24 protein-coding genes are annotated in these 26,164 nt (G+C 65.5%); 15 read left to right on the top strand and 9 right to left on the bottom strand.

Annotated features, from left to right (window positions below; translation table 11 throughout):
* Window positions 1-31 precede the first annotated feature (31 nt).
* From NA5_RS03175 to NA5_RS03165, 3 genes are all read left to right on the top strand, one after another.
* Window positions 32-622, top strand: a complete 591-nt coding sequence (locus NA5_RS03175) for a TetR/AcrR family transcriptional regulator (RefSeq protein WP_063813148.1) — start codon at window positions 32-34, stop codon at window positions 620-622.
* A complete protein-coding gene (locus NA5_RS03170) occupies window positions 622-2,415 on the top strand; it encodes an alpha/beta fold hydrolase (RefSeq protein ID WP_062981675.1) in 1,794 nt (597 codons plus the stop codon). The genes NA5_RS03175 and NA5_RS03170 overlap by 1 nt, the downstream gene beginning before the upstream one ends.
* Window positions 2,416-2,816: 401 nt before the next feature.
* A complete protein-coding gene (locus tag NA5_RS03165; protein WP_062981670.1) occupies window positions 2,817-4,472 on the top strand; it encodes a cutinase family protein in 1,656 nt (551 codons plus the stop codon).
* A gap of 123 nt (window positions 4,473-4,595) precedes the next feature.
* On the opposite strand, the gene NA5_RS03160 is transcribed toward NA5_RS03165, so the two are convergent.
* A complete protein-coding gene (locus NA5_RS03160) occupies window positions 4,596-4,829 on the bottom strand; it encodes a DoxX family protein (protein ID WP_062981668.1) in 234 nt (77 codons plus the stop codon).
* A gap of 68 nt (window positions 4,830-4,897) precedes the next feature.
* Between NA5_RS03160 and NA5_RS03155 the strand changes: the two genes are divergently transcribed.
* Window positions 4,898-5,827 carry a DMT family transporter gene (locus tag NA5_RS03155; RefSeq protein WP_062981666.1) on the top strand — a complete coding sequence of 310 codons (930 nt, stop codon included), beginning with the start codon at window positions 4,898-4,900 and terminating at the stop codon, window positions 5,825-5,827.
* 6 nt (window positions 5,828-5,833) lie between these two features.
* Here the strand turns inward: NA5_RS03155 and NA5_RS03150 are convergent, their stop codons facing one another.
* Complete coding sequence (locus tag NA5_RS03150; RefSeq protein ID WP_062981664.1) at window positions 5,834-6,307, bottom strand: MarR family winged helix-turn-helix transcriptional regulator; 474 nt, start codon at window positions 6,305-6,307, stop codon at window positions 5,834-5,836.
* Window positions 6,308-6,362: 55 nt separating this feature from the next.
* On the opposite strand from NA5_RS03150, the gene NA5_RS03145 reads away from it, so the two are divergent.
* The 5 genes from NA5_RS03145 to NA5_RS03125 all read left to right on the top strand — a co-directional run bounded on the left by NA5_RS03145 (window position 6,363) and on the right by NA5_RS03125 (window position 11,271).
* Window positions 6,363-6,971 carry a hypothetical protein gene (locus tag NA5_RS03145; RefSeq protein WP_157110202.1) on the top strand — a complete coding sequence of 203 codons (609 nt, stop codon included), beginning with the start codon at window positions 6,363-6,365 and terminating at the stop codon, window positions 6,969-6,971.
* Between the two features lie 27 nt (window positions 6,972-6,998).
* Window positions 6,999-7,649 carry a class I SAM-dependent methyltransferase gene (locus NA5_RS03140; RefSeq protein WP_062981660.1) on the top strand — a complete coding sequence of 217 codons (651 nt, stop codon included), beginning with the start codon at window positions 6,999-7,001 and terminating at the stop codon, window positions 7,647-7,649.
* A gap of 141 nt (window positions 7,650-7,790) precedes the next feature.
* Window positions 7,791-9,140 carry a WS/DGAT/MGAT family O-acyltransferase gene (locus NA5_RS03135; protein WP_062981658.1) on the top strand — a complete coding sequence of 450 codons (1,350 nt, stop codon included), beginning with the start codon at window positions 7,791-7,793 and terminating at the stop codon, window positions 9,138-9,140.
* Between the two features lie 48 nt (window positions 9,141-9,188).
* Window positions 9,189-9,929, top strand: a complete 741-nt coding sequence (locus NA5_RS03130; RefSeq protein WP_062981656.1) for a class I SAM-dependent methyltransferase — start codon at window positions 9,189-9,191, stop codon at window positions 9,927-9,929.
* A 217-nt stretch (window positions 9,930-10,146) separates the two neighbouring features.
* Window positions 10,147-11,271 (top strand): NAD(P)H-dependent flavin oxidoreductase, encoded by a 1,125-nt coding sequence (locus NA5_RS03125; protein ID WP_062981654.1) that lies wholly within the window; start codon window positions 10,147-10,149, stop codon window positions 11,269-11,271.
* Between the two features lie 327 nt (window positions 11,272-11,598).
* Here NA5_RS03125 and NA5_RS03120 read toward each other — a convergent pair whose 3' ends face one another.
* Window positions 11,599-12,549 (bottom strand): oxidoreductase, encoded by a 951-nt coding sequence (locus NA5_RS03120; protein ID WP_245672063.1) that lies wholly within the window; start codon window positions 12,547-12,549, stop codon window positions 11,599-11,601.
* A gap of 189 nt (window positions 12,550-12,738) precedes the next feature.
* The gene (locus tag NA5_RS03115; protein ID WP_062981652.1) at window positions 12,739-13,518 is read right to left on the bottom strand and encodes a GntR family transcriptional regulator; all 780 of its coding nucleotides are present in this window, start codon (window positions 13,516-13,518) and stop codon (window positions 12,739-12,741) included.
* A gap of 178 nt (window positions 13,519-13,696) precedes the next feature.
* On the opposite strand from NA5_RS03115, the gene NA5_RS03110 reads away from it, so the two are divergent.
* Entirely contained in the window at window positions 13,697-15,112 is a 1,416-nt protein-coding gene (locus tag NA5_RS03110; protein WP_084483847.1) for an ABC1 kinase family protein, read from the top strand.
* 227 nt (window positions 15,113-15,339) lie between these two features.
* On the opposite strand, the gene NA5_RS03105 is transcribed toward NA5_RS03110, so the two are convergent.
* Window positions 15,340-15,933 (bottom strand): GDSL-type esterase/lipase family protein, encoded by a 594-nt coding sequence (locus NA5_RS03105; protein ID WP_062981650.1) that lies wholly within the window; start codon window positions 15,931-15,933, stop codon window positions 15,340-15,342.
* Between the two features lie 113 nt (window positions 15,934-16,046).
* Between NA5_RS03105 and NA5_RS03100 the strand changes: the two genes are divergently transcribed.
* Together NA5_RS03100 and NA5_RS03095 are read left to right on the top strand one after the other, a co-directional pair.
* Window positions 16,047-16,826, top strand: coding sequence for a 2OG-Fe(II) oxygenase family protein (locus NA5_RS03100; RefSeq protein WP_062981769.1), 780 nt, complete (start codon window positions 16,047-16,049; stop codon window positions 16,824-16,826).
* Complete coding sequence (locus tag NA5_RS03095) at window positions 16,810-17,598, top strand: SDR family NAD(P)-dependent oxidoreductase (RefSeq protein WP_245672062.1); 789 nt, start codon at window positions 16,810-16,812, stop codon at window positions 17,596-17,598. The genes NA5_RS03100 and NA5_RS03095 overlap by 17 nt, the downstream gene beginning before the upstream one ends.
* Here NA5_RS03095 and NA5_RS03090 read toward each other — a convergent pair.
* Entirely contained in the window at window positions 17,579-18,523 is a 945-nt protein-coding gene (locus tag NA5_RS03090) for an SDR family NAD(P)-dependent oxidoreductase (RefSeq protein ID WP_245672061.1), read from the bottom strand. The two genes, NA5_RS03095 and NA5_RS03090, sit on opposite strands and share 20 nt — an antisense overlap.
* Before the next feature lie 151 nt (window positions 18,524-18,674).
* On the opposite strand from NA5_RS03090, the gene NA5_RS03085 reads away from it, so the two are divergent.
* Window positions 18,675-21,047 carry a lysylphosphatidylglycerol synthase transmembrane domain-containing protein gene (locus tag NA5_RS03085; protein WP_062981648.1) on the top strand — a complete coding sequence of 791 codons (2,373 nt, stop codon included), beginning with the start codon at window positions 18,675-18,677 and terminating at the stop codon, window positions 21,045-21,047.
* Window position 21,048: 1 nt separating this feature from the next.
* On the opposite strand, the gene NA5_RS03080 is transcribed toward NA5_RS03085, so the two are convergent.
* On the bottom strand, window positions 21,049-21,753 hold the full coding sequence (locus NA5_RS03080; RefSeq protein ID WP_063813156.1) for a methyltransferase domain-containing protein: 705 nt from the start codon (window positions 21,751-21,753) through the stop codon (window positions 21,049-21,051).
* A gap of 121 nt (window positions 21,754-21,874) precedes the next feature.
* Here NA5_RS03080 and NA5_RS03075 point away from each other — a divergent pair, with 121 nt between their 5' ends.
* Window positions 21,875-22,483 carry a TetR/AcrR family transcriptional regulator gene (locus NA5_RS03075; protein ID WP_062981763.1) on the top strand — a complete coding sequence of 203 codons (609 nt, stop codon included), beginning with the start codon at window positions 21,875-21,877 and terminating at the stop codon, window positions 22,481-22,483.
* Window positions 22,484-22,513: 30 nt separating this feature from the next.
* On the opposite strand, the gene NA5_RS03070 is transcribed toward NA5_RS03075, so the two are convergent.
* Both NA5_RS03070 and fadD5 read right to left on the bottom strand, forming a co-directional pair.
* Window positions 22,514-23,122 carry a cysteine hydrolase family protein gene (locus NA5_RS03070; RefSeq protein WP_062981760.1) on the bottom strand — a complete coding sequence of 203 codons (609 nt, stop codon included), beginning with the start codon at window positions 23,120-23,122 and terminating at the stop codon, window positions 22,514-22,516.
* A gap of 50 nt (window positions 23,123-23,172) precedes the next feature.
* On the bottom strand, window positions 23,173-24,744 hold the full coding sequence (fadD5, locus tag NA5_RS03065) for a fatty-acid--CoA ligase FadD5 (protein ID WP_062981644.1): 1,572 nt from the start codon (window positions 24,742-24,744) through the stop codon (window positions 23,173-23,175).
* Between the two features lie 336 nt (window positions 24,745-25,080).
* Here fadD5 and NA5_RS03060 point away from each other — a divergent pair, with 336 nt between their 5' ends.
* Complete coding sequence (locus NA5_RS03060) at window positions 25,081-26,055, top strand: NAD(P)H-dependent flavin oxidoreductase (RefSeq protein WP_062981642.1); 975 nt, start codon at window positions 25,081-25,083, stop codon at window positions 26,053-26,055.
* Window positions 26,056-26,164 lie beyond the last annotated feature (109 nt).

Raw genomic sequence — 26,164 nt, 5'->3', positions numbered from 1 at the left:
AAAAATCTATAGACCGGTCTATTATGAGGACATGGTTACTTCCAAGGGCGCTCAAACGAGTGGGCAGTTGGTGGAGTCGATGCTGGAGTTGATCCAGGCCCGGGGGTACGCCGGTACGGGGTTGAACACGGTTGTGGAGCACGCGGGGGCACCGAAAGGTTCGCTGTACTTCCACTTTCCGGAGGGCAAGGAGCAGCTCGGGGAGAAGGCGATCGAGTTGGCGGCCGAGCGGTTTCAGACCTTGCTGGACGAGACGGCGGGGGCCGGGGCGTCACCGGGTGAGGTGATTCGGCGGGTTGTGGAAGTACTGGCCGCGTTGGTCGCGGACAGCGATTTTCAGCTCGGGTGCCCGGTTTCGGTGGTCACGCTGGAGATGGGCGCGCACAGCGAAAGACTGCGCGGCGCGTGTGCGGCGGCATTCGAATCGTGGATCGCGCCGGTGCGTGAATACCTGGTCGCGGCAGGACATTCGGAGGCGACGGCGCGCACGCTGGCGACGGCGACGGTCAGTGCGGTGGAGGGTGCGGTGATCGTGGCGCGCGCAAAACGCGATGTGGAACCGTTGCACAGCACGGCACAGATGCTGGCCGCCCTGCTGGATCAGCCCGGGACGGTGGCGTGATGACCGCGCGGCATGCGCTCGTATTCGGAGCGACCGGCTTTATCGGCCGCAATCTGATCCTCGCCTTGGACCAGGCCGGAGTCCGCGTCACCGCCGCGGTCCGCGGCCGCGAATCGTTCACGCGGCTGGCCGCATGGTTGGCCGATCGTGGGTGCCGGACGGCTCCGTCCGAGTTGATCGTCGATTTCGACGCCGATCCCCTTGCCCGGTGCGAGGATTCGGTGTGGGCGGATGTCACCGAGGTCTACAACTGTGCTGGCGCTTACCGATTCGGCATGACGAAGCATGAGGCGCGGCACGGCAATGTCGACAGCGTCCGCTCGGTGGTGGCCTTCGCCGCGCGGTTGCCGCAGCTGACTCGGCTTGTCTACGTCTCCGGCTACCGGGTCGGCGGTCAGGACCCGAGCTCCGTTCCGTGGAGCGCGGAGCGGGTGGGACGAACCCATCGCCGTCTGGGCGCTTATGAGGCGTCGAAGGTGGAGGGCGATGCGGTATTCCAGGCCGTCGCCGATGAACTCGGCGTGCCGTGGTCGATCGTCAACCCGCCCACCGTCATCGGGCCGAGTAGCACCGGCGAATCCGATCAGTACCTCGGCCTCGCGGCGAGCTTGAAAGAGCTCTGGCAAGGCACTGTCGCGGCACTGCCGGGCGACTCCCGCACCTTCGTGCCGGTGATCCCGGTCGACTATCTGACCCGCTTGATGACCCTGCTGCCAACCGACCCCGGCACTGCCGGTACGTCGTACTGGGTACTCGACGACGACACACCCGCACTGCCGACTCTGCTGTCGCAGGTCGGTCGACACTATCGAGTGCCGGTACCGCGCCTGCGCATCCCGGTCGCCCTGGTAAAGCGGCTACCGCAATGGTTGACGAAGGCCGACCCCGAGACCCTGACCTTCCTGTCCAGCGACCGCTATCCCACCGACTCCGCACAGGAACTCGCCCGCAGGCATGGCCTCGACCTGCCCGACACCACGCGCACGATCCTGCGATGGGCCGACCATCTCGCCGCGCACCGGTTCGGCACTGCGCCATTGGACAGTGCCGCAAGGACTTTCGATGACTACGCCGGTGTCCGAACGTTCCGGATCGGCGAGCCCGACGCACCAACCGTGATACTGCCGGGTCTGCCGGTCAATGCCGATACCTGGGCTCCGGTCGCGGCGGCCGTCGGCCATGCTCGGGTTCTTGACCTGCCCGGCCTCGGAATGTCCGCGGGTGGTCGAGGTGACTGGCAGGCATGGCTCGAGGCGCTGCTCGCACGAACACCCGGCGCGCACCTGGTCGGTCACTCCATCGGCGCTGCCGCAGTGGTCGAGGCCGCAGCCGCACATCCGGACAAGGTCGGATCGATCACGCTGGTCGCGCCGTTTTTTCTGCAGCCGAGCGCCGGGATTTCAGCGCGCGCCACGCCGCTGACCCGGTGGTATCTGCCTCGACTGAGCCCGAACGCCTTGTCCGACAAGCTCACCGGCTCGCCCGACCACGCGGCGATGCTGCGATCGAGCGTGCAGGATCTGCGTCGCGCCAGTGTCTCGGCCAACGTCGCCACACTATTCGCCGCGACGACGGACGAACGCTGGCGCAGCGAGCTCGCTGCCAAGCTCGCGCAATATCCCGGATCGGTCCACGTAATCACCGGCAGCCAGTACCCGCTCACTCCGGCGCTCGAATCACTCTCGCCTCGAGCCGAATTCAGCACCGTCGATGGAGCTGCCCACCATCCACAACTGACCCACCCCGATGCGTTGGCGAAGGCTATTGCCGGAGCGGAACGCTCGAGGGTATAGCGAACCGGCAAGATGCCGTGCTGTCGTGCCCGGTCCGGGCCACGACGGCCGAATCGGCGGCACACGGCCCCGGCAGGCAGGCAGTGTCTCCGGGCTCTACGACCAGCAGGGCCGGGGTACGACTCGGATTCGAACGAGAAAGCGAGCGCGGCCGGGATTTCACCGCGCAGCACGGCACCGATGTCGTAAACGCGCCTGCTCAGGCGCCGTTTCCATCAATCGGGCGGGCAATCCGACCTGCGAGCTGCCGCCGACACTGCCGATCAGCCAGCCCGGCCCGGCAGCAATGGCCAGCCCGGCCGCGGTAACGATTCGGCCGACGCGGCCGACGTTCTTCAAGACACATGGCCTGTCGGGGGGCCTGTCCGTCCACTTGTCGGTTTTGGATTGGGGAACGGGACATGGCTCTTCGGGAGTTCTTCGCGCGCCATCGAATGGCTTCGGCCATCGCGGCGCCCGCGTCGCTGGGGGTGGTGGCGATCGTCGCCGCTTCGGTGGCGCTGACATCGACGCACCAAACCGTCGATACCCGCCTGCGGGCATCGGTTACGGAGTGCCATGACATGGTGACCATTTCGGTCGCCGGTCGTCGGGATACGCCGGATGCCGCCACCACGAAGTTGCTGGTCGGGGCCAATGGGGAAGCGTTGCCCGCTGCGCTGTCCGATGACTACCACAGCGAATGGGTCGATCCGGTCGTCAACGCACCGGCCGACGACGTCGACCCCGGCTCGTATGCCGCGGTCTACATCGCCTATCCGGCGAATATGGACAGCTACGAGGATGCGGTCAACGCGGGTGCCGCGAATACCGAACAGGTGATGCGGGAAATCGCGCAGGCCTGTCCGGACACCAAGTTCTCGATCGTGGGCTACAGCGAGGGCGCCGATGTGGTGCGCCGCGTCGCCATGACGATCGGACATCAGAGCGCCGATCAGGACGGCGGCTACGGCATCGTCGATCCGGCCGATGTGGTCGGTGTCGTCATCCTCGCCGACGCCGGACGTTCGGCGGGCGACGGTCCGTTCCCTGGTGCGAAGGATCCGTACAGCAATCCCGACGGCTTCGACCAGAAGTATCAGAACGGCACGAAAACCGCGTCCGGCCAGGGCGCACTGCCCGGCACCAGCGGCGACTTCGGTGCGCTGAACGGCAAGATCGCGTCGTTCTGCTCCGACGGCGACCTCACGTGTTCGGCGCCGCAGAACATCTCACTGCTGCAGTTGGCGGTGAATGTGGGTCGACAGTTGAATGTCGACGCGCTCGAACGCGACGGACTCACCCCGGCGACCGGACAGGACGTCGCCGTTGTCCTCGGCCGAATCGCATTGGCGGCATTCGCGGATATCCAGTCGCAGCCGAACTGGATGCAGAGCGATGAGACCTTCCTGCAAGTGCTGCTGAGGGTTTCGGATCCGGAATACAAGCCCGGTCAGACGCCGAAGACGCCGGCCAACGCCGAGTCGATCTCGACCAACCAGATGTCGCCGCTGGCATACCTGCCGCAGAAGGTGTTCAACGAGATCATCGGTCTCATCGTGACGAACCAGAACACCATTCCGGTGATCATGAGCGACCCCTACCAGCAGACGCTGGGCCCCAACGCGAGCGGTCACCACTTCGACTACTGGCGCGACGCCGACCCGAACAACGGTAAGCCGCTGACCTCCGCCGAATACGCGGCCGCCTGGCTCACCCATCTGGCGAAACAGGCACAGGCGGGTCAGCCGGTCGATACGACCGCCAAGCCGGAGTCGGCCGATCTCGCCGCCGCCTACCAGGCAGCGACCTCGACGACCAAGGCGCCCGAACCGAGCAAGACCACGACGACGTCGCCAACGACCACGGCCGCCCCGGCGAAGACGGAAGTCAGCAGCCAGCCGACAACCAGTGCGCCGCCGACGACCACCGCGCCGCTGACGAGCACACCGGCGGTCACGACACCGCCGACTTCGATAACCACGACCACTGAGCCGCCGAAGCCGACCACCACCGAATCGACCACCTCGACAACGCAATCCGCGACACCGACCACCACCAAGTCGACTCAGCCCTGACTCGGCACGATCGGCGCAGGTCCGCACGGCTGACGCTGTCGCGGACCTGCGCCGACATCCCTTGTCGGACAGCGGCATCGCAAACACTGCGCATGTCGGCCACGGTTGCGGCGGTCGAGACGTCTAGACGCCTCGACCGAAGATCCGCTCGGTCTCATACCACCGACCCCAGGCGATGAAAACGAACAGCACCAGCAGGATCAGCGGGGTGTAGACCGGCCGATAGCCGTCCACGACGAAGGCATTGGTGTAGGCCGCACCGATCATGGTGAGGCTCAGGCCGATAGCGGCCAGTCCCGAGAGACGCGGGATGAGCAGGCCGATCCCGATCACCGAATTCATCGCGCCTTCAGCCATCCCGTGATGGGATGTATTCGTATAAGCTCCGATTCGATCGGAAATGAGCACGGTGAGATGGTGAAGCGATGACGCAGCGCGGGTGGGTGCTGTTCTTGGCGATGGGCGTCATCTGGGGTGTGCCCTACGCGATGATCCGGATAGCGGTCGAAGATTTCGACCCGATCGTGGTGGCATTCGGCCGGACCTTGCTCGGCGCGCTGATCCTGCTGCCGATCGCGCTCTACACCAAAGCCCTCGCGCCGGTGTTCCGGCGTTGGCGTCCGCTGCTGCTGTACACCTTGGTCGAGATCACCGGACCGTGGTTTCTCATCGGGTATGCGGAGACCACATTGAACAGCTCGACCGTTGGGCTGCTGATCGCCGCGGTTCCGCTGGTCGGCGTGGTGATTCTGTCCAAGTCCATTCAGGGCCTCGGCGCGAAGGTGTGGCCCAAGTACTCCTTCGCTCACGATCGCTTCGACGCCCGCCGCACCATCGGTCTGATCATCGGATTCGCGGGTGTGGCTGCCCTGGTCGGCTTCGATATCGACCTCACCCAGCCCGCCGCCATCGGCGCTATCGGGCTGACCAGCATCGGTTACGCCGTCGGCCCGATCATCATCAATCGCGCACTGGCCGATCTGCCGCCGCTCGGTGTGGTCACCGGATCACTGATTCTCGCCGCGGTGATCTACACACCGTTCGCCGCACTGCGCCGGCCGACGCATTTCACCGCCGACGCGTCGTGGTCGGTGCTCGGACTGGCCGTAATCTGCACGGCCGCAGCATTTCTGGTCTTCTTCGCGCTCATCGGCGAGGTCGGCCCTGCCCGTGCCACGGTCATCACCTACATCAATCCGGCGGTGGCCATCCTGCTCGGCGTGACCCTGCTGGACGAGCCGCTGACCATCGGCATGGGCATCGGCTTCCCGCTGGTCATTCTCGGCTCGATCCTGGGCACGGCCCGCGCCCGCGCCGCCGAGGAACCGGCGGCGACGCCGGTCACCCAGTCCTGAGCGCCCTCAGTCGGCCGCGTTGAAGGTCAACCCGGCGCCGCCGATGATCTTCAGCAGCACCGCGCGCAGCCGATCCACCTCGGCCGCACCGATGATCGCGTTCAGATGCGCATCGAATCGCTCGACCACATCCAGTCCCGCCTCGACCACGGACCAGCCCAGCGGGGTGAGGCGAACCAGCCGCGCCCGCCGATCGCTCGGATCGGGCGTCACCTCGACATAGCCGCGCGCATCCAGATGCCGCACGAGTTCACCCATCGCCTGTTTGGTCATGCCCGCGCGCCCGGCGAGATCGATCAAGCGCGTGCCTTCGGGATCGATGACCTGGAATACCGGCGCATGCGCGGCCCGCAGATCGGCGAATCCGGCCGCCGCCAGACCGGCATCCAGTTCGGCAGCAAGCGTTCGCGCCGCTGCACCGAGCAGATTCCCGAGCGGCGGCGGCCGATCGGCCAATGGATTAGTCAGGCTCTTGACCATTACGCGTCTCCTTCGTACCTTTAGTCAGGAACCTTACTACTTTTGGATGGTGCACATGACTGTCATCGGATTCGCAGCGCTCGCCCTGATGATCGAATTCGGCTGGCTGGCCTTCGCGGACGGATCGGTCGGATCGATCACCGCGGTGGTGCTCGCGAGCATCGCGGTGCTCGCGGCGACCGCCGGCCGGTTCGTAGTCGTCAATACGACGGTGCGAATCCTGTTGGGCGCGTTGTTCGCCGGTTCCGTCGCCGACCGGTTCGGGCTGCTGGGCGCGCCCGGCGCGGATGGTGTTTCCTGGGGCGACTATGCCGCATTCACCGACTACACCCGCACGCTCACACCGCAGCTCTTGGATTGGTCGGTGCCGGTGCTCGCCGCCATCGCGACCGCATCGGAGGCCCTGCTCGCTATCGGCTTGATCCTCGGTATAGCCGCGAAACTCACCGCACGCGCCGCCACCGCGGTGTTGATCGCCTTCGCGGCGGCGATGTGGACATCGGTGGGTTTCGATGAAATGTCTTCGTACGGCGTCCTTGTCGTGGCGGGCGGCACGGCAATACTCGGCAGTTGCGATACCGCCCTGCATCTCGACAAACTGTTGCGCCGCATGCCTGTCGCGGGGCGGCGCGATGAGATCCAGCGTCGCGGCGTGACTCGATGAAGGGGGACGGGAGGGCATGATGTTCGGGTGACAGCGAACAGTCGAACCGATCCCGCGGATGTGGCGCATACCCGCGCCGCCTACGACGATCTCGCCATCCGCTACGCCGAATTCGTCAAGGGCCATCTCGCGACGCAGCCATTCGACCGCGCCATGCTCGCGACATTCGCGGAACTGGTGCGCGACGGCGGACGAGTGGCCGACCTCGGATGCGGTGAGGGCCGACTGACCGCGCACCTGTCCGGGCTCGGCCTCGATATCTTCGGGATCGACCTGTCACCCGAACTGCTCGCATTGGCGCGAGCACAATATCCGACAATTGATTTCGCCGAAGGCTCGCTCGAACATCTCGATATCGGCGACGCCACTCTCGCGGGAATTCTGGTGTGGTACTCGATCATCCATCTGCCGCCCGAACGGATGCCCGCGGTATTAGCGGAGTTTCATCGGCTACTCGAGCCAGGAGGGCACGCACTGCTCGCGTTCTTCCACGCACCGGATGTCGAGGGTGTGGAACCGTTCGACCACAAGGTGATAACCGCCTACCGATGGTCACCGGATCGGCTCGCCACACTGGCCGAACAGGTCGGTTTCACGCCGACCGCCCGGTTGATCCGAGAACCGGATCCCGGCGAGCGCGGCCGCCAGGCCTATCTGCTCCTGGCCAAGGATCGTTGATTCGGCGAACGCGAATCCGCACCTTTCCGTAAGGTTGGGGGCAGCACAGGGGATGTGGCTGTGCGGACCCTATCGACATCGTGGTCGTTTCCTTTTCAGCAAAGACCTCAGCACCACACCGTCGTCAGGGGGCGACAGACCATGGAGCTCATTTCTCCGATCGATGCCATATTTCTGCTCGCCGAATCCCGCGAGCACCCAATGCATGTCGGTTCGCTACAGCTATTCGAGGCACCGGAGGATGCCGGGCCCGATTTCGCTCGGCTGACCCATGAGAAGTTGCTGGCGGACAACGAATTCCACCCCACCTTCCGCAAGCGCCCAGCGACCTGGCTCGGTGCCCCGCAGCTGGCCTGGACCCAGGCCGAGGACGTCGAACTCGCCTATCACCTGCGCCGGTCGGCGCTGCCGAGTCCGGGCAGCTTCGATCAACTGCTCGAACTGGCCTCCGACCTGCACAGTGCCCTACTGGACCGGCACCGCCCGTTATGGGAGATCCATGTGGTCGAGGGCCTGAACGACGGCCGCTTCGCGCTGTACTCGAAGATGCATCACGCGCTGATCGATGGCGTCACCGCACAGCGACTGCTACAGCGAACGCTCACGAACGATCCCACGGCGAGCGAAACGCGCGTGCCGTGGAATCTGCCCAGTTCGAAGCGCAAGACCGAACCGGCGGGCTCGCTGCTGAGCGGGCTGGCGCGAAATCTATTGTCGGCGGCCAATTCCGGGCCCGCCGCGCTGCGGGTCGCCAGGGCCGCACTGGTACAGCAGCAGTTGACCATGCCGTTCGAGGCGCCACGCTCGATGTTCAATGTGCCGATCGGTGGCGCCCGTCGGTGTGCGGTCCGGTCCTGGCCGCTGGAGCGGGTCAAGCAGGTCAAGAAGGCGACCGGCACGACCGTCAACGATGTGGTGCTGGCGATGTCGGCCGGTGCGTTGCGCGCGTATCTGATCGAACAGAACGCCCTGCCCGATAAGCCGTTGATCGCCATGGTTCCGGTGTCGCTGCGCAGCGATGAGGACGAGGCCAGTGGTGTCAAGGTCGGCGCGATCCTGTGCAATCTCGGCACCGATATCTCCGACCCGATCGAACGGCTGCGCGTGGTGAGCGAATCGATGCGCCGCAGCAAAGAGGTCTACAACTCGCTGTCCCCCATCCAGACCATGGCGCTATCCGGGCTGATGCTCAGCCCGCTGGCCCTGACCCTGCTGCCCGGCATGCTGTCGTTCACGAACCCGCCTTTCAATATCGTCATCTCGAACGTCCCGGGCCCCAAGGAGCCGCAGTACTGGAACGGCGCTCGCCTCGACGCCTCGTATCCGATGTCGATTCCGTTCGACGGTCAGGCTGTCAACATCACCCTGACCACCAATGTCGACAGCCTGGACTTCGGACTCGTCGGCTGCCGCCGCAGCGTGCCGCGACTGCACAGCCTGCTCGACCACCTGGAGAATTCGCTGGCCGAACTGGAGCAGTCGGCCTCCTGAACCGTCGCATCGCTACGTCGCCGGTCGATGAGGCGGAGGCTGGCGACCATGACTCTGTACGACCACACCGGACGGACGTATACGCGGACCCGGCAACCGGATCCGCGTTTCGCCGCAGTTGTCGATGACGCGGTGCGCGGCATGGAATCGATCGCCAATGTCGGCGCGGGCAGCGGATCCTACGAACCGACGGGCACCGTGATCGCGGTCGAGCCGAGCGAGGTGATGATCGCCCAACGTCCACCCGACGCCGCACCCGCGGTCCGGGCGGTCGCCGAGCAGCTGCCGATCCCCACCGATGCCGTCGATGCCGCCCTGGCCATCCTGACCGTGCACCACTGGACCGACCTCGACCGCGGCATCGCAGAACTGAAACGGATCGCCCGCCGCCGCATCGTCATTCTCACCTGGGACCACACCGTCTGCCGCGAATTCTGGCTGCTCCGCGACTATCTGCCCGCCGCTGCCGAAACCGATGCGCGCCTGGCCGTCGCACTCCCCCGCCTCACCGGACTACTCGGCGACGCATCGATCACCCCGATCCCGGTCCCGCACGACTGCGTCGACGGGTTCGGCGGCGCGTACTGGCGGCGTCCCGAGGCGTACTTGGACGAAACCGTGCGCGCTGGCATGTCGATGCTGGCGATGACGCCTGCGGCGCTACTCCGGGACGGACTGAACCGACTCCGCGCCGATCTCACCACCGATAGGTGGGCTGCGCGGCAGGCCGATCTGCTCGGCAAATCCCACCTCGACCTGGGCTACCGCCTCGTCACCGCGGAACTCTGATCCGGTCGTGAGGAACGGCTACCCGCAGAAAACTAGAACGTGTTACATTCGAGGTCAGGAGCCCGCGCCTGTCGACGAAGCTACCGCCGCGTCATGGCGATATCTGCGACAGTCGGCCGAATCGGCAGCGCGGGCCGGTGACCAAATATGTAACCCGTTCCAGCCCTCGTCAGCCGTTGCGATCCGGCTGCTGAGCAAGTAGGGAGACCAGCACGCCATGCGTACCGAAATCTGCGACCGGCTGGGGATCGAATTCCCCATCTTCGCCTTCACCCATTGCCGCGATGTGGCGGCCGCGGTCAGCAATGCCGGAGGACTCGGCGTGCTCGGTGCGGTGGGCTTCACCGCCGAGGAATTGGAAGTCGAGCTGGCCTGGCTCGACGACCATGTGCACGGTGTGTACGGCGTCGACCTCGTCATCCCGTCGAAGTACGAGGGCAAGGGGATCGACGATCTGACCCCCGAACAGCTGGAAGCCAAACTGGCGGAACTGGTTCCGCAGGGGCACCGGGACTTCGCGGAGAAGCTGCTCAACGAACACAATGTCCCGCATCTGCCCGACGGCGAGCGCCACAACCAGCTGCTCGGCTGGACCGCGACCACCGTCGCGCCGCAGATCGAGGTGATCCTGCGCCACCCCAAAGCCAAGCTGGTCGCCAACGCCCTGGGCACCCCGCCGCCGGATGTGGTCGAGCAGATCCAGAGTTCGGGACGGCTCATCGGCGCGCTGTGCGGTTCGGTGAAGCATGCGCTCAACCACAAGCGCGCCGGTCTGGATTTCGTGGTCTGCCAGGGCACCGAGGGCGGCGGGCACTGCGGTGAGATCTCCTCGATGGTGCTGTGGCCGCAGGTGGTCGACGCCATCGGCGATATGCCGCTGCTGGCCGCCGGTGGTATCGGCAACGGTCGCCAGGTCGCCGCGGCCATGGCGATGGGCGCTGCCGGTGCGTGGACCGGCTCGCTGTGGCTGACCGTCGAGGAGGCGAATGTGCCCCCGGCGCAGATGCAGACCTATATCGAGGCCTCCAGCCACGACACCGTGCGCTCACGGTCCTGGACCGGTAAGCCGTGCCGCATGCTGAAGAACGACTGGACCGAGGCCTGGGAGGCGCCGGAGAATCCGGATCCGCTGCCCATGCCGCTGCAGATGATGGTGGCCTTGGACGGCGTCAAGCGCGGGCACCGGTATCCCGAGGCGGCCAAGGATGTGAACTTCAATCCGGTCGGTCAGGTCGTCGGCATGATGAACAAGGTTGAGCGCTCCGCCGATGTGATCGCCCGGCTGATCAATGAGTACGTGGAGGCGTGCGACCGCCTGAACAAGCTCAATAGCGCGCTGTAACAGGCACTTCGACGCCGCCCCTGCCGACCGGTCGGGGCGGCGTCTTCGTCCTCCCGTGGCTGGGTAGCCGTTCCTCGGCGCACGCGGTATACAGATGATTCGCATTGCTACAGTGCGAGCGCTCGCGTCAGTCTTGGGAGGTCGGCATGTATCCCTGCACCAACCCTCGGTGCGGAAGTCGCGGACATAATGAGCCGGAGTGTCCGAATCTGATGCATGCCGACCTGCCGCAACGGCGAAATCTGGTGGTGCTGGCCGTACTCGCCGTCACGATCGTCAGCTCGCTCGTGCTCGCCGCCTTCGCCGCGGCACCGCATTGATATCGATCTAGGTCACCGAGAAGTCGTAGCGCACTCCGGTCAACTGCTCGCTGAGTTCCCATAGTTTGCGCGCGGTCGAGCGACGGTAGGCAAGCGGATTGCGCAGTGTCCGCCGCGGATATCCGGCGAACTCGAAACCCGGTCCCACATAAGAGTTTCCGCGCAGCTCGGGCACCGTGGCGGCATACAGCTGCGGAAGTGCGCCCATGCGATCGGACTGGGCCAGCGCGAATAGGATCGCCTGCGGGATCGCCGCCAAGACGCCGCTTACCCCCTTCTCACCGTTGCGGTCGTAGAGATGGGTCGCCGAGACTCCGGGATGTGCGGCAACAGCGCGCAATTCGGACCCGGCCGCGCGGGCCCGGCGCTCGAGCTCGGCGGTGAACAGCAGATTCGCCAGTTTGGACTGGCTGTAGGCGGGCCAGCGCAGATAGAGCCGCTGCCAATTCGGGTCGAGCCAGTTGATCACGCCGACCCACGCGGCCACCGACGATACGGTCACCACGCGCGGGCGTTCGGCGCGCAGCAGTGCGGGCAGTACGCCGCCGGTGAATGCGAAGTGGCCCAGGTGGTTCGTGCCGAATTGGGCGTCGAACCCGTCGGCCGTGCGTGCGCGCGGCACCGCCATCACACCCGCGTTATTGATCAGCAGATCGATCCGGTCGACGGTGTCGTTGATCTGCTCGGCGGCGCGCCCGACCGAGGCCAAATCGGCCAGATCCAACTGCAGCACTTCGGGTTTCGGCCCGGTGGCCACTGCGGTGACCGCATCCAATGCCATCGCGGCCTTCTGCGGATTACGGCAGGCCAGCAGCACGTGCGCGCCTTTGCTCGCCAGCGCCTCGGCGGTGCGCAGGCCGAGGCCGCTATTGGCGCCGGTGACCACCACGGTCTTGCCGGATTGGTCCGCGATATCCGCAATGGTCCAGCGGCGCGGCAGAATTGGTGCCGGTTTCACAGAGAACTCCTGGTTGATCTAGACCGCTTCGTCGTCGCACGCCGAGACGACCAGTGCATAGAATGTCTCAGACAGCTGATCGAGCCTTACGATGTTGCCAGATGGCAGCAATCGCACGACCCCGGGGCGGCTTCGAGCAGTACTGAGCAAGCGTGACACAGACAGTCGATCCGGAGATTCGAGAAGCGATCAGGCGGTCGCCGCGTGCTCCGCATCCTCATTGCCCTCGGCCCCCACATCGAGCAATTCCTCGAACCGGGCGATCACCTTGTCGTGGTACAGCCCGAACAGATCCTCGAACAGCGCCAGTTGCGCATCGGAGGGGCCGGAGCCGGAATCCCACACCGCGACCAGCGCACGCCATACCAATACATGCAGGTCCGCCGCGCCCGCGAAGAATGCCTCGACGGCCTCGGGCACCTCGAGCACCATCTCGCCGATGGAGTTCATGATCGCGCGCTGCATGCTCAGCCCGAGTGCGGTGAGCAGTCGGCGGACCAGGCCGATCTCGATGGCGAGGATCTGGCGGAAGTCGGGAACATCCTGTCGGACAAGCGATTCCAGTTCATCGATCTCGGCCTTGAGTTCGGCCGGATCGATCTCTTGTTCGCTGCTGGTGTAGGCGAGCAGCGCCTCCATGACGATGCCGCGCTCCACCTCGACGATGTCGTGGAACATCTCGATGGCCACATCCGGCATCGGAACCGAGAACCGAAACAGGTGCCGATACACATCGATGCCGCCCGCCTCACGGACATCGCGGATCGTGAACCCCTTGCCGCGTCGCGCCTCGACGAATCCATACGATTCCAGCCGACCGAGGGTCAACTGCGCGGTCGCGCGGTTCATATCGAACTCCTCCGCGACCTGACGGACCGACGGCATCAAATCCCCCGGCTGATATTCCCCTGCGGCAACCCGGCGTGCCAGCTCATCGGCAACGTCGGCGACTACCGTTTGGGATCCCATCGAGATGCCACCTTTCGACTCGGTTCCGAATACGTCCCAGACAGTCTATGCCGTCCAGTTCGAGACCGCACCTGTGTAACACTGGTCAGCGTGCAGTGTGAGGTGAGTCATGACAATTCAGCGTGGCGACGGTCGATCAGCCGAGAATTCGACAACTAGACGTGCACGGCTTTTCGCGATGAGATCGAACGGTAAACCTCCAGTTCGCACGGCTGTTCGCAATGCGAAATTGGCGGCGCTGCCGGTCGCCTTCGCCGGCCGTCAGGCCGCGGGCGTCGGCAAGCGCGCACTGGGCCGATCGGCCGGTGAGGTCAATCGCGAAATCCAGCTGCGCACCGCACAGCACATCTTCGAGGTGCTCGGCGAGCTGAAGGGCTGTGCCGCCAAACTCGGTCAGCTGCTTGCCATTTACGAACTCGCACTGCCACCGGATCTCGCCGAGCCCTACAAGATCGCGCTGAGTCGGCTGCAGGATTCCGCGCCCGCGATGCTGCCGCGCTCGGTGCACGCGGCGATAGCCGCCAGCATGGGCGCGAATTGGCGTTGGTATTTCCGGGAATTCGACGATCGGCGCGCGGCCGCGGCCTCGCTCGGCCAGGTGCACCGCGCGGTATGGCGCGACGGTACGCCGGTCGCGGTGAAGGTGATGTATCCGGGCGGAAAGCAGGCGGTCGCTAACGAGCTGGATCAGCTGCGCCGGATCTCCATGCTGGCAACGGTTTTCGTGCCCGGTGCGGATGTCAAGGGGGTGACCGAGGCGATCTGCGCCTGTGTGCTCGACGAACTCGACTATGCGGCCGAGGCGCAATCACAGCGGATCTTCGCGGCGGCCTATGCCGACGATCCGGATTTCTATATCCCGCGGGTGATCGAACAGCGCGGCGATGTGCTCGTCACCGAATGGCTGGACGGAACGCCGCTGCCGCGCGTCATCGCCACCGGAACACGCGCGGAGCGGGATCGGGCCGGTATGCAGCTGGTGCGGTTCATGGCATCGAGTTGGATCCGCAGTGGTCTGCTGTACGGCGATCCGCATCCGGGCAATTTCCGAGTGCTGCCGGATGGGCGACTCGGCATTGTCGACTTCGGGGCCTGCACACCGTGGCCGACCGAGGGTTTCGATGAATTCGCCTTCGACTACTGCGATGCGCTGTTCAACGGTGGGCCAGCGGAATTGGAGGCGGCGGCACGGCGGCACGGATTCTGCGAACCGAACCGGGTACTCGATGCCGAGGATCTATTCCATGTGGTCGCACCGTGCGTCGAACCCTTCCGGCACGCGAATTACCGGTTCACCATGCGCTGGCTGCGCAAACAGGTACTGCGAGTGACGAATCCGCGGTTGTCGAATGCCTTACGTCAGGGCACCATGCCCGCGCGGTTCACGCCGTTCGCGCGATCGATGCTGACGCTGATCGGTGCGATCGGTCAGTTGGAGACCGAGGGTTCGTTCCGCGACGAGATCGGGCGTTGGCATCCGACGTTGCACGAGTTGGTCACTCGGCCTTTGGAGAAGGGCGCGGAGCCGGTCGATCTGGCGGTGGCTCGGCGCAAGCGGGCCGAAGCGGATGCTCGCCGGATGTCCGTCGGCTGAGTACAACCCGCGCTGACCAGCTCGGACACCGCAGATGGAAGTGCACTAGATCACGTCTCAGACAGTGGCACCGGTAGCTTGCGGGCCGGGCGATTCTGGCCTCGATGAACTTCCGGCGTTCCGTCGCGGCTCACCTGCCCTGCAACGATTTCGACGTCTCGGCTGCCGATCATATGAGGCTCGATCGGCGTATCGCTACCGGGCCGACCGGCAGTTCCCTGGATTGCTCAGCGCGCCAACCACTCTCGCCAGTACGGCCGGATGAGCGCGGCCAATTCGTCGTAACCGGCCGCGCCCGGATGCGCACCGTCACCCGCGCGCACCTCGCGCATCCAGACCGCGCTGTCGCGTAGCGGTTGATGGACGCGCGCGTAGGGAACCGCTGCGGCGGCACAGATCTCGGCGAAATATTCGTCGAGCGCGGCGGTCCTGGTGTTCTGGTCGGCGTCATCGATGGGCGGCGGCGCGACGACCAGGACCGGGAGTTCGGCGGCCTGGGTGAGCAATTCGGACAGATTTGCCGCCGATTGCTCCGGCGCCACGCGGGGCCGCCCGTCGATCAGTGTGGTGTCGTTGACACCGAACGAGACGACCAGGCGCGCATCGCAGCCGTCCGGAAAACGCGGCGAGCATTCGGCCCGCCAGCGGCCGAGGATCTCGGTCGAGGTCTGCATCCGCACACCCAGGTTGTATGTGGTGAGCGGCTGCCCGGCCGCGTAGGTCTGGGCGGCCAAACGGCCGACCCACCCGAGGCAATGCGGGTCACCGACACCGGCGACGAACGAATCACCGATGAAGCACACACGTAGGTCGTTGCACACCCGCCGATCTTCGCAAGTTCTCGCCGCGGACCAGCTCCCGGCTGCCGTACGCCGGGGCACGGATTCCGGTCGTGCCCGTTAGGATCGCTGTGGCCATTCGGGAGGGATCGAAGTTGACAGGGGTAGCCGAATCCACAGTCCACGCGGCGCCGCCGTGGTTCACCGACTTGTTCGCGCATCGTCGCTGGATTCGCCGGGTCGAGCCGTTTCCGCATGTCTATGCCAGGGACGTGTTCGTGCCCGAGTTCTATGGGCGGCTGACCGATGAGTTGGCGCGGGTGCGCCGCGAGCGGCCGGAGGCGTTCGCGGCGGATCGCGGTGCGGTCGGGGCCTCGCTGGCCGGACTGCGGGACGGACCGTTGGCACTGTTCCTCTCGCGGGAATGGCATGACCTGATCGCGGGGGTGGCGGGGGTCGCTACGACCGGTGACGTCGAGGGGTCGGTGCTCCATCATGCGCCGGGTAGTCCGTCGGAGTCGCCGCACAATGATCTGCGTCCGGCCTGGTTCAAGGGGTCGGCGCCTGGGCCGGGCGAGATAAGGACCATTGGCCCGGAGGTGGATCTGAAGTTCGGCCCGCGTACCCCGGATATCTTCGCGCGGGAGACGGTGCGCGCCGTCGCGGTCCTGTTCCATTTCGGCAATCCGGATTGGCGGCCGGGCGATGGCGGCGAGACCGCGTTGTTCGCGCATATCGGCGCGAATCCGGTTCCCGCACTGACGGTTCCGCCATTGAACAACTCGCTGCTGTTGTTCGAGTGCACACCGCGCTCCTGGCATAGCTTCGTCGGCGACAACGTCGCCGCGCGCGATAGCGTGATGATGTGGCTGCACCGCGCGAAGGAAGACGTCCTGCGGCGCTGGGGAGGAGACAGCATTGCGCAGTGGCACTGAACGGCGAGTATGTCTGCTGACCGGCGCGGGTGGTGTGCTGGGTGACACCTTCTGCCGCGGTCTGTACACCGATTACGACATCGTCGCGGTCTGCCGCAATCGCACCCCGGCCGCACCGTCACAGTTGGAATGGTTCGTCGATCCCTTCGAACCGGAAATGCCGGTGCCGGAGAATGATTCGCGGCTCTTCGTGATCAAGGCCGATCTGGCCGAAGCGGGTGAGGTCGAGCGCGTCGTCGATATCGCGCTTGCCCGGTTCGGGCAGATCGATCTGCTGGTCAACAATGCCGCGCACCGCGGATTCCAGCCGCACGGCATCGTCGACGGCGACGCGGCACTCGACGAATTCAATCCGCATTTCGCGGTCAATGTCGGTGTGCCACTGCGGTTGTCGGCGCGACTGGCGCAGCGGAGCTGGGTGCACGCCGCGGACGAGAACCGGGCCCGCAATCGCAATATCGTGAATGTCTCCAGCATTTCCGGCTCGCGGGTATACCCCGGCGGACAGGCGCTCTACGCCGCATCCAAGGCGGCGCTCAACCACCTGACCCGACATATCGCGGCCGAATTCGATGAGTTCGGTATCCGGGCGAATGCCGTCGCGCCCTACGGTTTTCCCGCATCGGTGTCCACCGAACAGGTGGTGCGAGCCATCGTCGAGCTCGATCGAGGCGAGATGAGCGGCGAAGTCTTCACCGTCGGAGTAGATGCCGGGGGTGGGCGTCAGGCAGTCGGTACGGACGCCCACCGACCTACTTCGTCGTTCCGGTGAGCTCTTCGGACATCGTCCAGAGCCGTTGTGCGAGTTCGGCATCCACCGCCTGTCTGTTGCGTGGCACCTCCTCCTTGAACCGATGGAAGTACTTGCCGTTGATCTCGTCCGACGTTGTCGCCAAGTGCACCAACGGATCCGCGCCCTTATCCGCCCGAATGAAGAAGGGCCGTGACAGCGGCGAGCGGATGAACGCGCCGAGCCCCAGCGGGGCATTGTCGTAGACATGGGTGGCGACCGCGCCCGGATGGAATGCGGCGGTGACCAGCCCGGTGCCCTCGGTGCGGCGGGCCAGTTCCCTGGTGAAGATGATGTTGGCGAGCTTGGAGGTGCCGTAGACGCCCAACTGGTTGAACGAGCCGGTCGACGCGTTGACGGTGTCGAGGTCCAGCTTCGCCATCCGGTAGGTCATGCTCGCGGTATTGACCACCCTGGCCTGCGACTGCACCAGCCGATCCAGCAGCAGGGCGGTCAGCAGGAACGGTGAGAGGTGATTGACCTGGAAGGTCAGCTCATTGCCGTCATCGGTGACGGTGCGTTTCGCCCACGCGCCACCGGCATTATTGGCGAGCACATCGATGCGCGGATAGCGATCGAGCAGCTGATCGGCGAGTTTGCGCACCTCGTCGAAGCGGGCGAAATCGGCGATGAACGACTCCGCACCGACCCGCGCCGCCACCTCGGCGGTACGCTCCGGCGAACGTCCGACCACCGCGACGGTCGCGCCGCGCGCCACCAGCTTCGCCGCCGCCTCGGCGCCGATGCCGGAGCTGGCGCCGGTCACCACCACCGTCTTCCCGGATAGATCCTGTGCTGCCATGTCCTGCCTTCCGTCGGCTGATTCGCCCTGATCCTCATCGGCCGGGGCGGATTCGGCAAGACCGCCTACTGTCCGGTAGGTCGGCTGCTGTGTATCGTGCTCCAACGCGACAGTTGATCTAGTACGAACATGGGTAACTCGCCGGGAACGCCCAGAACTCAGCCATCTCGGGGACCGCTGGCCCGCAACGGTAGGTTAGGACCCACCCACGACCGGCAAAAAGGCCCGGGGAGGCGGAGGAGCGGAGAGCCACGAGATGCGAGTTGACGGGCGGGAAATCCCGGTCACGGGGAGCCTGCTGCAACCGCTGATCCGGCGGACCAGTGACATCATCCGTGTCGTACTCGCGGCGCTGTGGGTCGGCGTGGTGGTCGCCGCCTCGCTGATCACCCGGCCGGAGTGGCTGGCGCTGGAGCGTTCGGTCTCGAGTATCGTCGGATTCCTCAATCCGGACCAATCCAATCTGGTGTACCTGGTCTACGGCATGGCGATTCTGGCGCTGCCGTTCGCGATCCTGATCGAATTGATCATCGGCAGACAGTGGAAGCTGCTCGCGGGTTACGCGGCCGCGGGATTGGTGGCGGGCCTGCTGCTATCGATCACGGGAACGGGATTGTCCGCGCCGCAATGGCATCTACAGGTACCGGACCGGCTCGATACCTTCCTGTCGCAGTTCCTGGACGATCCGCGCTGGATCGCCATGCTCGCGGCCGTGCTCACCGTATCCAGTCCATGGCTGCCCACGCGGCCGCGACGCTGGCTGTGGTTCCTGCTGCTGGCATTCGCGCCGATCCACCTGGTGGTCAGCACCGTGGTGCCCGCGCGCGCCATGTTCGGACTCGCGGTCGGCTGGTTGGTCGGCGCGGTGATCGTGCTGGTTGTCGGCACACCCGCGCTGGAGGTGCCGTTGGATGCCGCGGTACGGGTGCTGGCCAGGCGCGGACATACCGTCACCGCATTCACCGTGCTGCATCCCGCGGGACGCGGACCGCTGGTGCTCGCCGCCGCCATCGACGGTCCGGAGCGCGAGTTGACCGTCGAACTGTTCGGCAAGAATCAGCGCAGCTTCGGTGCGCTGCGTCAGCTGTGGCGCTGGCTCACCTTCCGCAGCAGCGAAACCGCGGCGATGCACGGCTCCATGCACCGCGCTGTCGAGCACCGTGCGCTGGTGGCCATCGCGGTCGGCGAAATGGGTCTGGCCGCCGTGCAGCAGGTCGCCGTCGCGGCTCTCGAGCGCGGGTGGATGCTGTACGCACACACCGTGCCCCGGGGTAAGCCGCTCGACGAAACCTCCGATGACCAGCTGACCGGAGTATGGAGATCGCTGGCCGCACTGCACTGCGGCCAGATCTCACACGGCGATCTGCGGCCCGCCGAGATCCGAATCGAGAACGGCACCACGCTGTTCAGCGGATTCGTCAATGCCGAATTCGGCGCGTCCGATAAGCAGCGGCAGTCCGATGTCGCGCAGTTGCTGGTCTCGACCACGGCGGTCTTCGGCAAGGAAGCCGCGGTGCGCACCGCCATCGAAACGCTCGGCGAGCAGGCGGTGCTGACCGCGGCGAGCCGACTCACCAAGTCCGCCATGCCCGCCGGGATAAAGAAGTCGATTCCGGACTGGGGTGAGGTGGTCGCCGCCGCCCGCGACGAGGTGCGCAAGCAGACCGGCCAGGACAAGATCGAGGCCGAACAGATCACCCGGTTCAGCCGCAATCAGATCATCCAGTTGGTGCTGCTGATCGGGTTGGTCTATGTCGCCTATCCGTTCATCAGCGCGGTGCCGACCTTCTTCTCGCAGCTGCGGACCGCCAACTGGTGGTGGGCGCTGCTCGGACTCGCGGTCTCGGGACTGACCTACGTCGGTGCGGCCTCGGCGTTGTGGGCCTGCGCCACGCGCCTGGTCAGTTTGCGCAATCTCGTGATCATGCAGATCGCCAATACCTTCGCCGCCACCACGACCCCGGCCCGGGTCGGTGGACTGGCCTTGAGCGTGCGCTTCCTACAGAAGGGCGGACTCGGCGCGGTGCGGGCCACCGCCGCCGTCGCATTGCAGCAGGCCGTGCAGGTGATCACCCACATCAGCCTGTTGATCCTGTTCAGCGTGGCGGCGGGCACCTCAGCGAATCTGTCGCATTTCGTGCCCGACGCCACCGTGCTCTACCTGGCCGCCGGTGTGGGCGTCGGCATTATCGGCACCTTCATGTTCGTGCCGAAACTGCGTCGCTGGCTGAACAATTCGGTTCGCCCGCAGTTGCAGGAGGTGCTCGGCGAACTCGGCGATCTGGCCCGGGATCCGAGACGCTTCTCGGTGATCGTGCTCGGCTGTGGTGCCATCACGATCGGCCAGGCGCTCGCACTGTGGGCCAGCGTCGAGGCGTTCGGTGGTGGTGCGTCGTTCATCACCCTCACCATCGTGACCATGATCGGCGGCACCCTGGCCTCGGCCGCGCCGACACCAGGTGGCGTCGGCGCCGTCGAGGCCGCGCTGATAGGTGGTCTCGCCGCCTTCGGCCTGCCCGCGACCATCGCCGTGCCGTCGGTGCTGCTCTACCGCGTGCTCACCTGCTGGCTGCCGGTGTTCTGCGGCTGGTTCACCATGCGCTGGATGACGGCGAAGGACATGATCTGAATCAGGCATCCTTGGTTGCCACCAGCACGCCGGTCGTCGGTGCGATAGCGGTGAAGTCCACGGTGCCGAATCCGGCTTCCCGCAATGCTTCTCGATAGCGACGAATATCGATGGCCGCCAGCGGATCCGTGTGGCGTCCGGGTGCGTGCGGGTCGTCGGTGCGGCGCGCGGCGATGCGGGACATGATGCGAACCGCCGCGGGCAGGACCTTCCCGGTCGGGTGGGTATCGGCGAGTAGCAGTCGGCCGCCGGGGCGCAGCACGCGGAACATCTGTCCCAGTGCCGCTGTGCGGTGCGCCTCCGGGATGTGATGCATGACGAAGGTCGAGGTGACCACATCGACCGAGGCGTCGGGCAGGGCCAGCGACTGGGCGGCGCCGACTTCGAAAGAGCAGTTGGCGGTGGCGCGGCCGCTCGCGTAGTCGATCATCGCCCGGGACGGGTCGATACCGGTCACCCGACCGGACGGTCCGACTCGATCGGCGAGCGCCCGCACGAGTTGGCCGGGGCCGCAACCGATATCGACGGCATGATCGCCCGCGGCGGCACCGGTCAGCTCGACGAGTCGAGCATTGAGGTTGCCGACCCGGCCGAGCAGGAAGGCCGATTTCACGACGAGGTAGCCGCGCGGTTTGGTGATGAGAATGCCGATCTCGGAGTTCCGGTCAGCAGGTACGTTAGTGGACTGTTGTGCGTTTCCGGTCATGAGTTCATAATCGGACCGGATGACCGGATCGACCAGAAGCAAAAGTGCGGATATCGTGCGGTTGCGAACGGATTCGCACTATTTGTACGGAAAACGCGGTCTTCGCGTTCGGAGGATGCCGATGACCAGCACCGATCGCCGGGTGCGGCGCACCAAGAGCCTGCTGCACCGGGCGCTGATCGAGCTGATGATCGAATGCGGCTATGACCGGATCACGTTGCAGGACATTCTGAATCGCGCCGATGTGGGACGTTCGACCTTCTACGCGCACTTTCGCGACAAGGACGATCTGCTGCTGGTCAGCAGTACCGAGTACCTGCGCGCGGCGGTGGCCGATGTCGGGTCGGCCATGAATGATCCTGATGCACCGCAACATTCGGAACCGCTCGCACCGCTGTACACGCTGTTCCGGCTGGCATCGGCGAATCCGGAGGTCTATCGAGCACTACTGGGTCGCCGGGCGACCGGAGTGCTGCTGCGCTCGACGCGGCGCATGGTGGAAGAGATTCTCACCGAACAGCTTTCGGGTCGACTCGAGATGGACGACGACGAATTCGCGGTGACGATGACATTTCTGTCCTGGGGTGTCGTCGGCCTGCTCGGCTCGATCGCGGATGCGGAGCCGCCGCTGCCCGCCGCCGAAACCTACCGTCGCCTGGAAGTTCTGGTCGGCCCCGGCCTGACGAGCCGGGTATCGAACACCGGACGGGTCCGCCGCGCAGGCCGCTGATCCACGCAGGTCGGCCCGTGGTCACAACCTTCACACCGATGTGCCGATCAGCTGCAGCGCCTGCTCGGCGGTGCGGCAGCCTGCCGTGGTCAATTCGAGATTCGCCAGCGATGCGGCGTGGGCTTGCGGATCGGCCGCGGCGACGCAGTCCGCGATCGGATGCACACTGAAGCCGAGATCCGTTCCGTTCCTTGCGGTTTGCTCGACGGCGAGATTGGTCGCGACACCGGTGATGAACAAGGTGTCGACGTCCTGTTCATCGAACCATTCGGGCAAGGCACAACCGGCAAGTGCGGAGAGCTTCTGATTGTCGAACACCACCGTCGGCTGTTCGACCATCTCCGGAATCAACTGGGAACCCGGCGCTTCGGGCCGGAATTCGGTCTGCGCCGCGGCCACCGAGCGCATGAATCCGGTATTGCGGACCAATCCGCCCTCGCCGACCGGAATGACGAACCGCACGAAGACAACCGGCAATCCGGATCGTGCCACCGCGTCGTGGAAACCCGCGGCCCGCGGCACCACCCCGCTCTCCGCCACCGGACCGGCCAGCATCGGACCGAAGAACCCTTCGGGCCGAATGACATTCACTTGCCAGTGCACCGCGAGTACGGCGGCGCGGATGCGTCTGATCGCCATGGAGTGATCGTGACGCATCGGCACCGACGTTGTCTGCGATTCGGCCAAGCTCAGGACGAATAGTCCTTGCGCAGCTGCACTTTCACGACCTTGCCGCTGGCATTGCGGGGCAGCTCGGCCACGATCACCAGATCCTTCGGATGCTTGTAGCGGGCCAGGTTCTCGTTGAGGAACGGCGCCAGTTCGTCGAGGGTGAGCTCGGCATCCGGATCGACAAGGGCGACAACGGCAACCGGCACCTCACCCCACTTCTCGTGCGCCCGCCCGACCACGGCGGCCTCGCGGATCTTCGGATGTGCGAAGAGCACGTTCTCCACCTCGGCGCAATAGATGTTCTCGCCGCCGGAGATGATCATGTCCTTCTTGCGGTCGACCACCCAGAGGAAGCCCTCCTCATCCGCGCGGACCAGGTCACCGGAGTGGAACCAGCCACCGGCGAATGCGTCGGCGGTGGCCTCCGGCTTATTCCAGTAGCCCTGCATGAGAGTCGGTCCGCGATAGACGATTTCGCCGATCTCACCGGGCGCTACATCGTTCATCTCGTCGTCGACGACGCGGGCCTGAATGGTCGGAATGGGCTTACCGACCGAACCGAGCTTGCGGATCGCGTCCTTGCCCTCCAGCACACAGGTGATGGGCGACATCTCGGTCTGACCGAAGACCGCGACATTAACCGCGTCCGGGAAGCAGTCGGCCATGGCCCGCAGCACGGTATCGGAGGCCGGGGCCGCACCCCAGCTGAGCACCTTCAGCGCGAGCTTGCGCTGCTTGACCGTCGGCTCCTCGCAGATCATCTGCCACTGCGCGGGCACGCAGAAGGCGGTGGTGGCCTGCTCGCGTTCGACGGCGTCGAGGAATTCGGTGGGATCGAACGCACCGAGCGGATGCAGCACGGTCTTCGCGCCGAGCAGGAAATACGGTGCGAGGCTGCCGAGTCCGGCGATATGGAACAGCGGCGAGGTGCAGAAGCCGACCGACTCGGGACTGATATCGGTGGCCCTGATGCAGGTCAGCGCTTGGGCATTCATATTCGCGTGGGACAGCACCGCGCCCTTCGGGCTGCCGGTGGTGCCCGAGGTGTACATGATCAGCGCGGGGGTGTCCTCGGGAATATCGAGTGGCGTATGCGGTCGGCCGCCCTCGGCCAGCACATCGTCGTAGCCGAGCACGCCGTCGGCGCTGCGGCCGCCGATCACGATGCAGGTCGCGAGTTCGGGCGCCTGGCCATGCACGGCGGTGGCCAACGGCTGCAGCATGGTGTCGGTGACGATCGCCTTGGCGCCGGAATCGCTGACGATATAGGCGACCTCGGGCGGGGTGAGCCGGAAGTTCACCGGGACCGCGATGGCGCCGAGTGCGTTGATGCCGAAGACGGCCTCGAGGTATTCGGGATAGTTCAGCGCCAGGATCAGCACCCGGTCACCGAAGCCGATGCCGCGGCGGGAAAGCGCGTCGGCGAACTTCAGCGAACGCTCGTGCAACTGCCGCCAGGTGGTGTCCACGCCACGGAACCGCACGGCGACCGCGTCCGGGCGCATCTGAGCGTGCGATGCGATCTGGTTGTTCCAGTGGTTGCGCCGCGACCTGATCGGCTCGTCGAGCGCCTGTGCACCGGTGGTCATGCCACTCCTCTCGGACCGCCGAACGGGCGTCGGAGTATCCGACGGCGTCGACGGGCTGAACTGAGAGCAGAATAACAACTAACTTATTCGAGCGGCAAGGCGCTTGATCACGAATCGCTGTTAATCGTCTCGCGGTCGTGTTCGCGTTGGAAAAACCGCACCTAGCTGCATATTCACCGGCTATCCCGATAGTTGCTTCCTGCTCACACACACGTTCAGCGGGCAACACGATGCGAATCCCGGCTTACTTGTGAGTTGAACAGCGGACGATTCTCGTGTCACCATCACTGCGTAAGGGCGCCACTGGCACGCCCCGCAACGCATAGGAGAAGCGCAATGCTGCGTACCAGGTTCACCGAGACATTCGGCGTCGAACACCCGATCGTGCAGGGCGGCATGATGCATGTTGGCCGCGCGGGCCTAGTCGCGGCCGTCGCCAACGCGGGCGGGCTCGGCTTCATCACCGCCCTGACCCAGCCCACTCCCGACGATCTGCGCAAGGAGATCGCGCGGACCAGGGAGTTGACCGATAAGCCGTTCGGCGTGAACGTCACGATCCTGCCGTCGATCAATCCGCCGCCGTACGCCGAATATGTGCAGGCGATCATCGAGAGCGGTATCGAGATCGTCGAAACCGCGGGCAGCAATCCGGAGCCCTTCCTGCCGTACTACCGGGAGGCCGGTATCAAGGTGCTGCACAAGTGCACCAGCGTGCGGCATGCGTTGAAGGCGCAGAAGATCGGCGTCGACGGTGTGAGCATCGATGGTTTCGAATGTGCCGGACATCCCGGTGAGGACGATATTCCCGGGCTGATCCTGATCCCCGCCGCCGCACGGGTGCTCGACATTCCGATGATCGCCTCCGGCGGCATCGCCGATGCCCGCGGTCTGGTTGCCGCGCTCGCGCTCGGTGCCGACGGTGTGAATATGGGCACCCGCTTCCTGTGCACACAGGAGTCGGCGATCGACCAGAAGGTCAAGGAACAGATCGTCGCCAACTCCGAACTCGACACCCAGCTGATCTTCCGGACCATGCGCAATACCGCGCGCGTCGCGGATAACGAGATCAGCCGCAAGGTCGTCGAAATCGAAAAGGCCGGAGGCACTTTCGACGATGTCCGCGATCTCGTCGCGGGTGCGCGCGGACGCCGCGTCTTCGACGAGGGCGATCTCGATGCGGGCATCTGGTCGGCTGGCCTGGCCCAGGGCCTCATCCACGACATCCCGTCCTGCGCCGAACTGATAGACCGGATGGTCGCCGAGGCGGAAGAGCTGATCACCGCGCGACTCGCGGAGAAGGTAGTCGCCTAGCGACTCGTCGCGAGCCCTGGGCCGAACACCCAGGGCTCGCCCGAACCCGTCGCAGTCCATCGAGGGGTGACCGCGACCGATGTCAGGCATTCGAGGTGCACGCTACTTG

This window comes from Nocardia anaemiae NBRC 100462, assembly GCF_001612725.1.
GTDB classification, from domain to species: Bacteria; Actinomycetota; Actinomycetes; order Mycobacteriales; family Mycobacteriaceae; genus Nocardia; species Nocardia anaemiae.
Note: the sequence above shows the minus strand (reverse complement) of the source record. Positions and strands in the feature narration are given on the sequence as shown.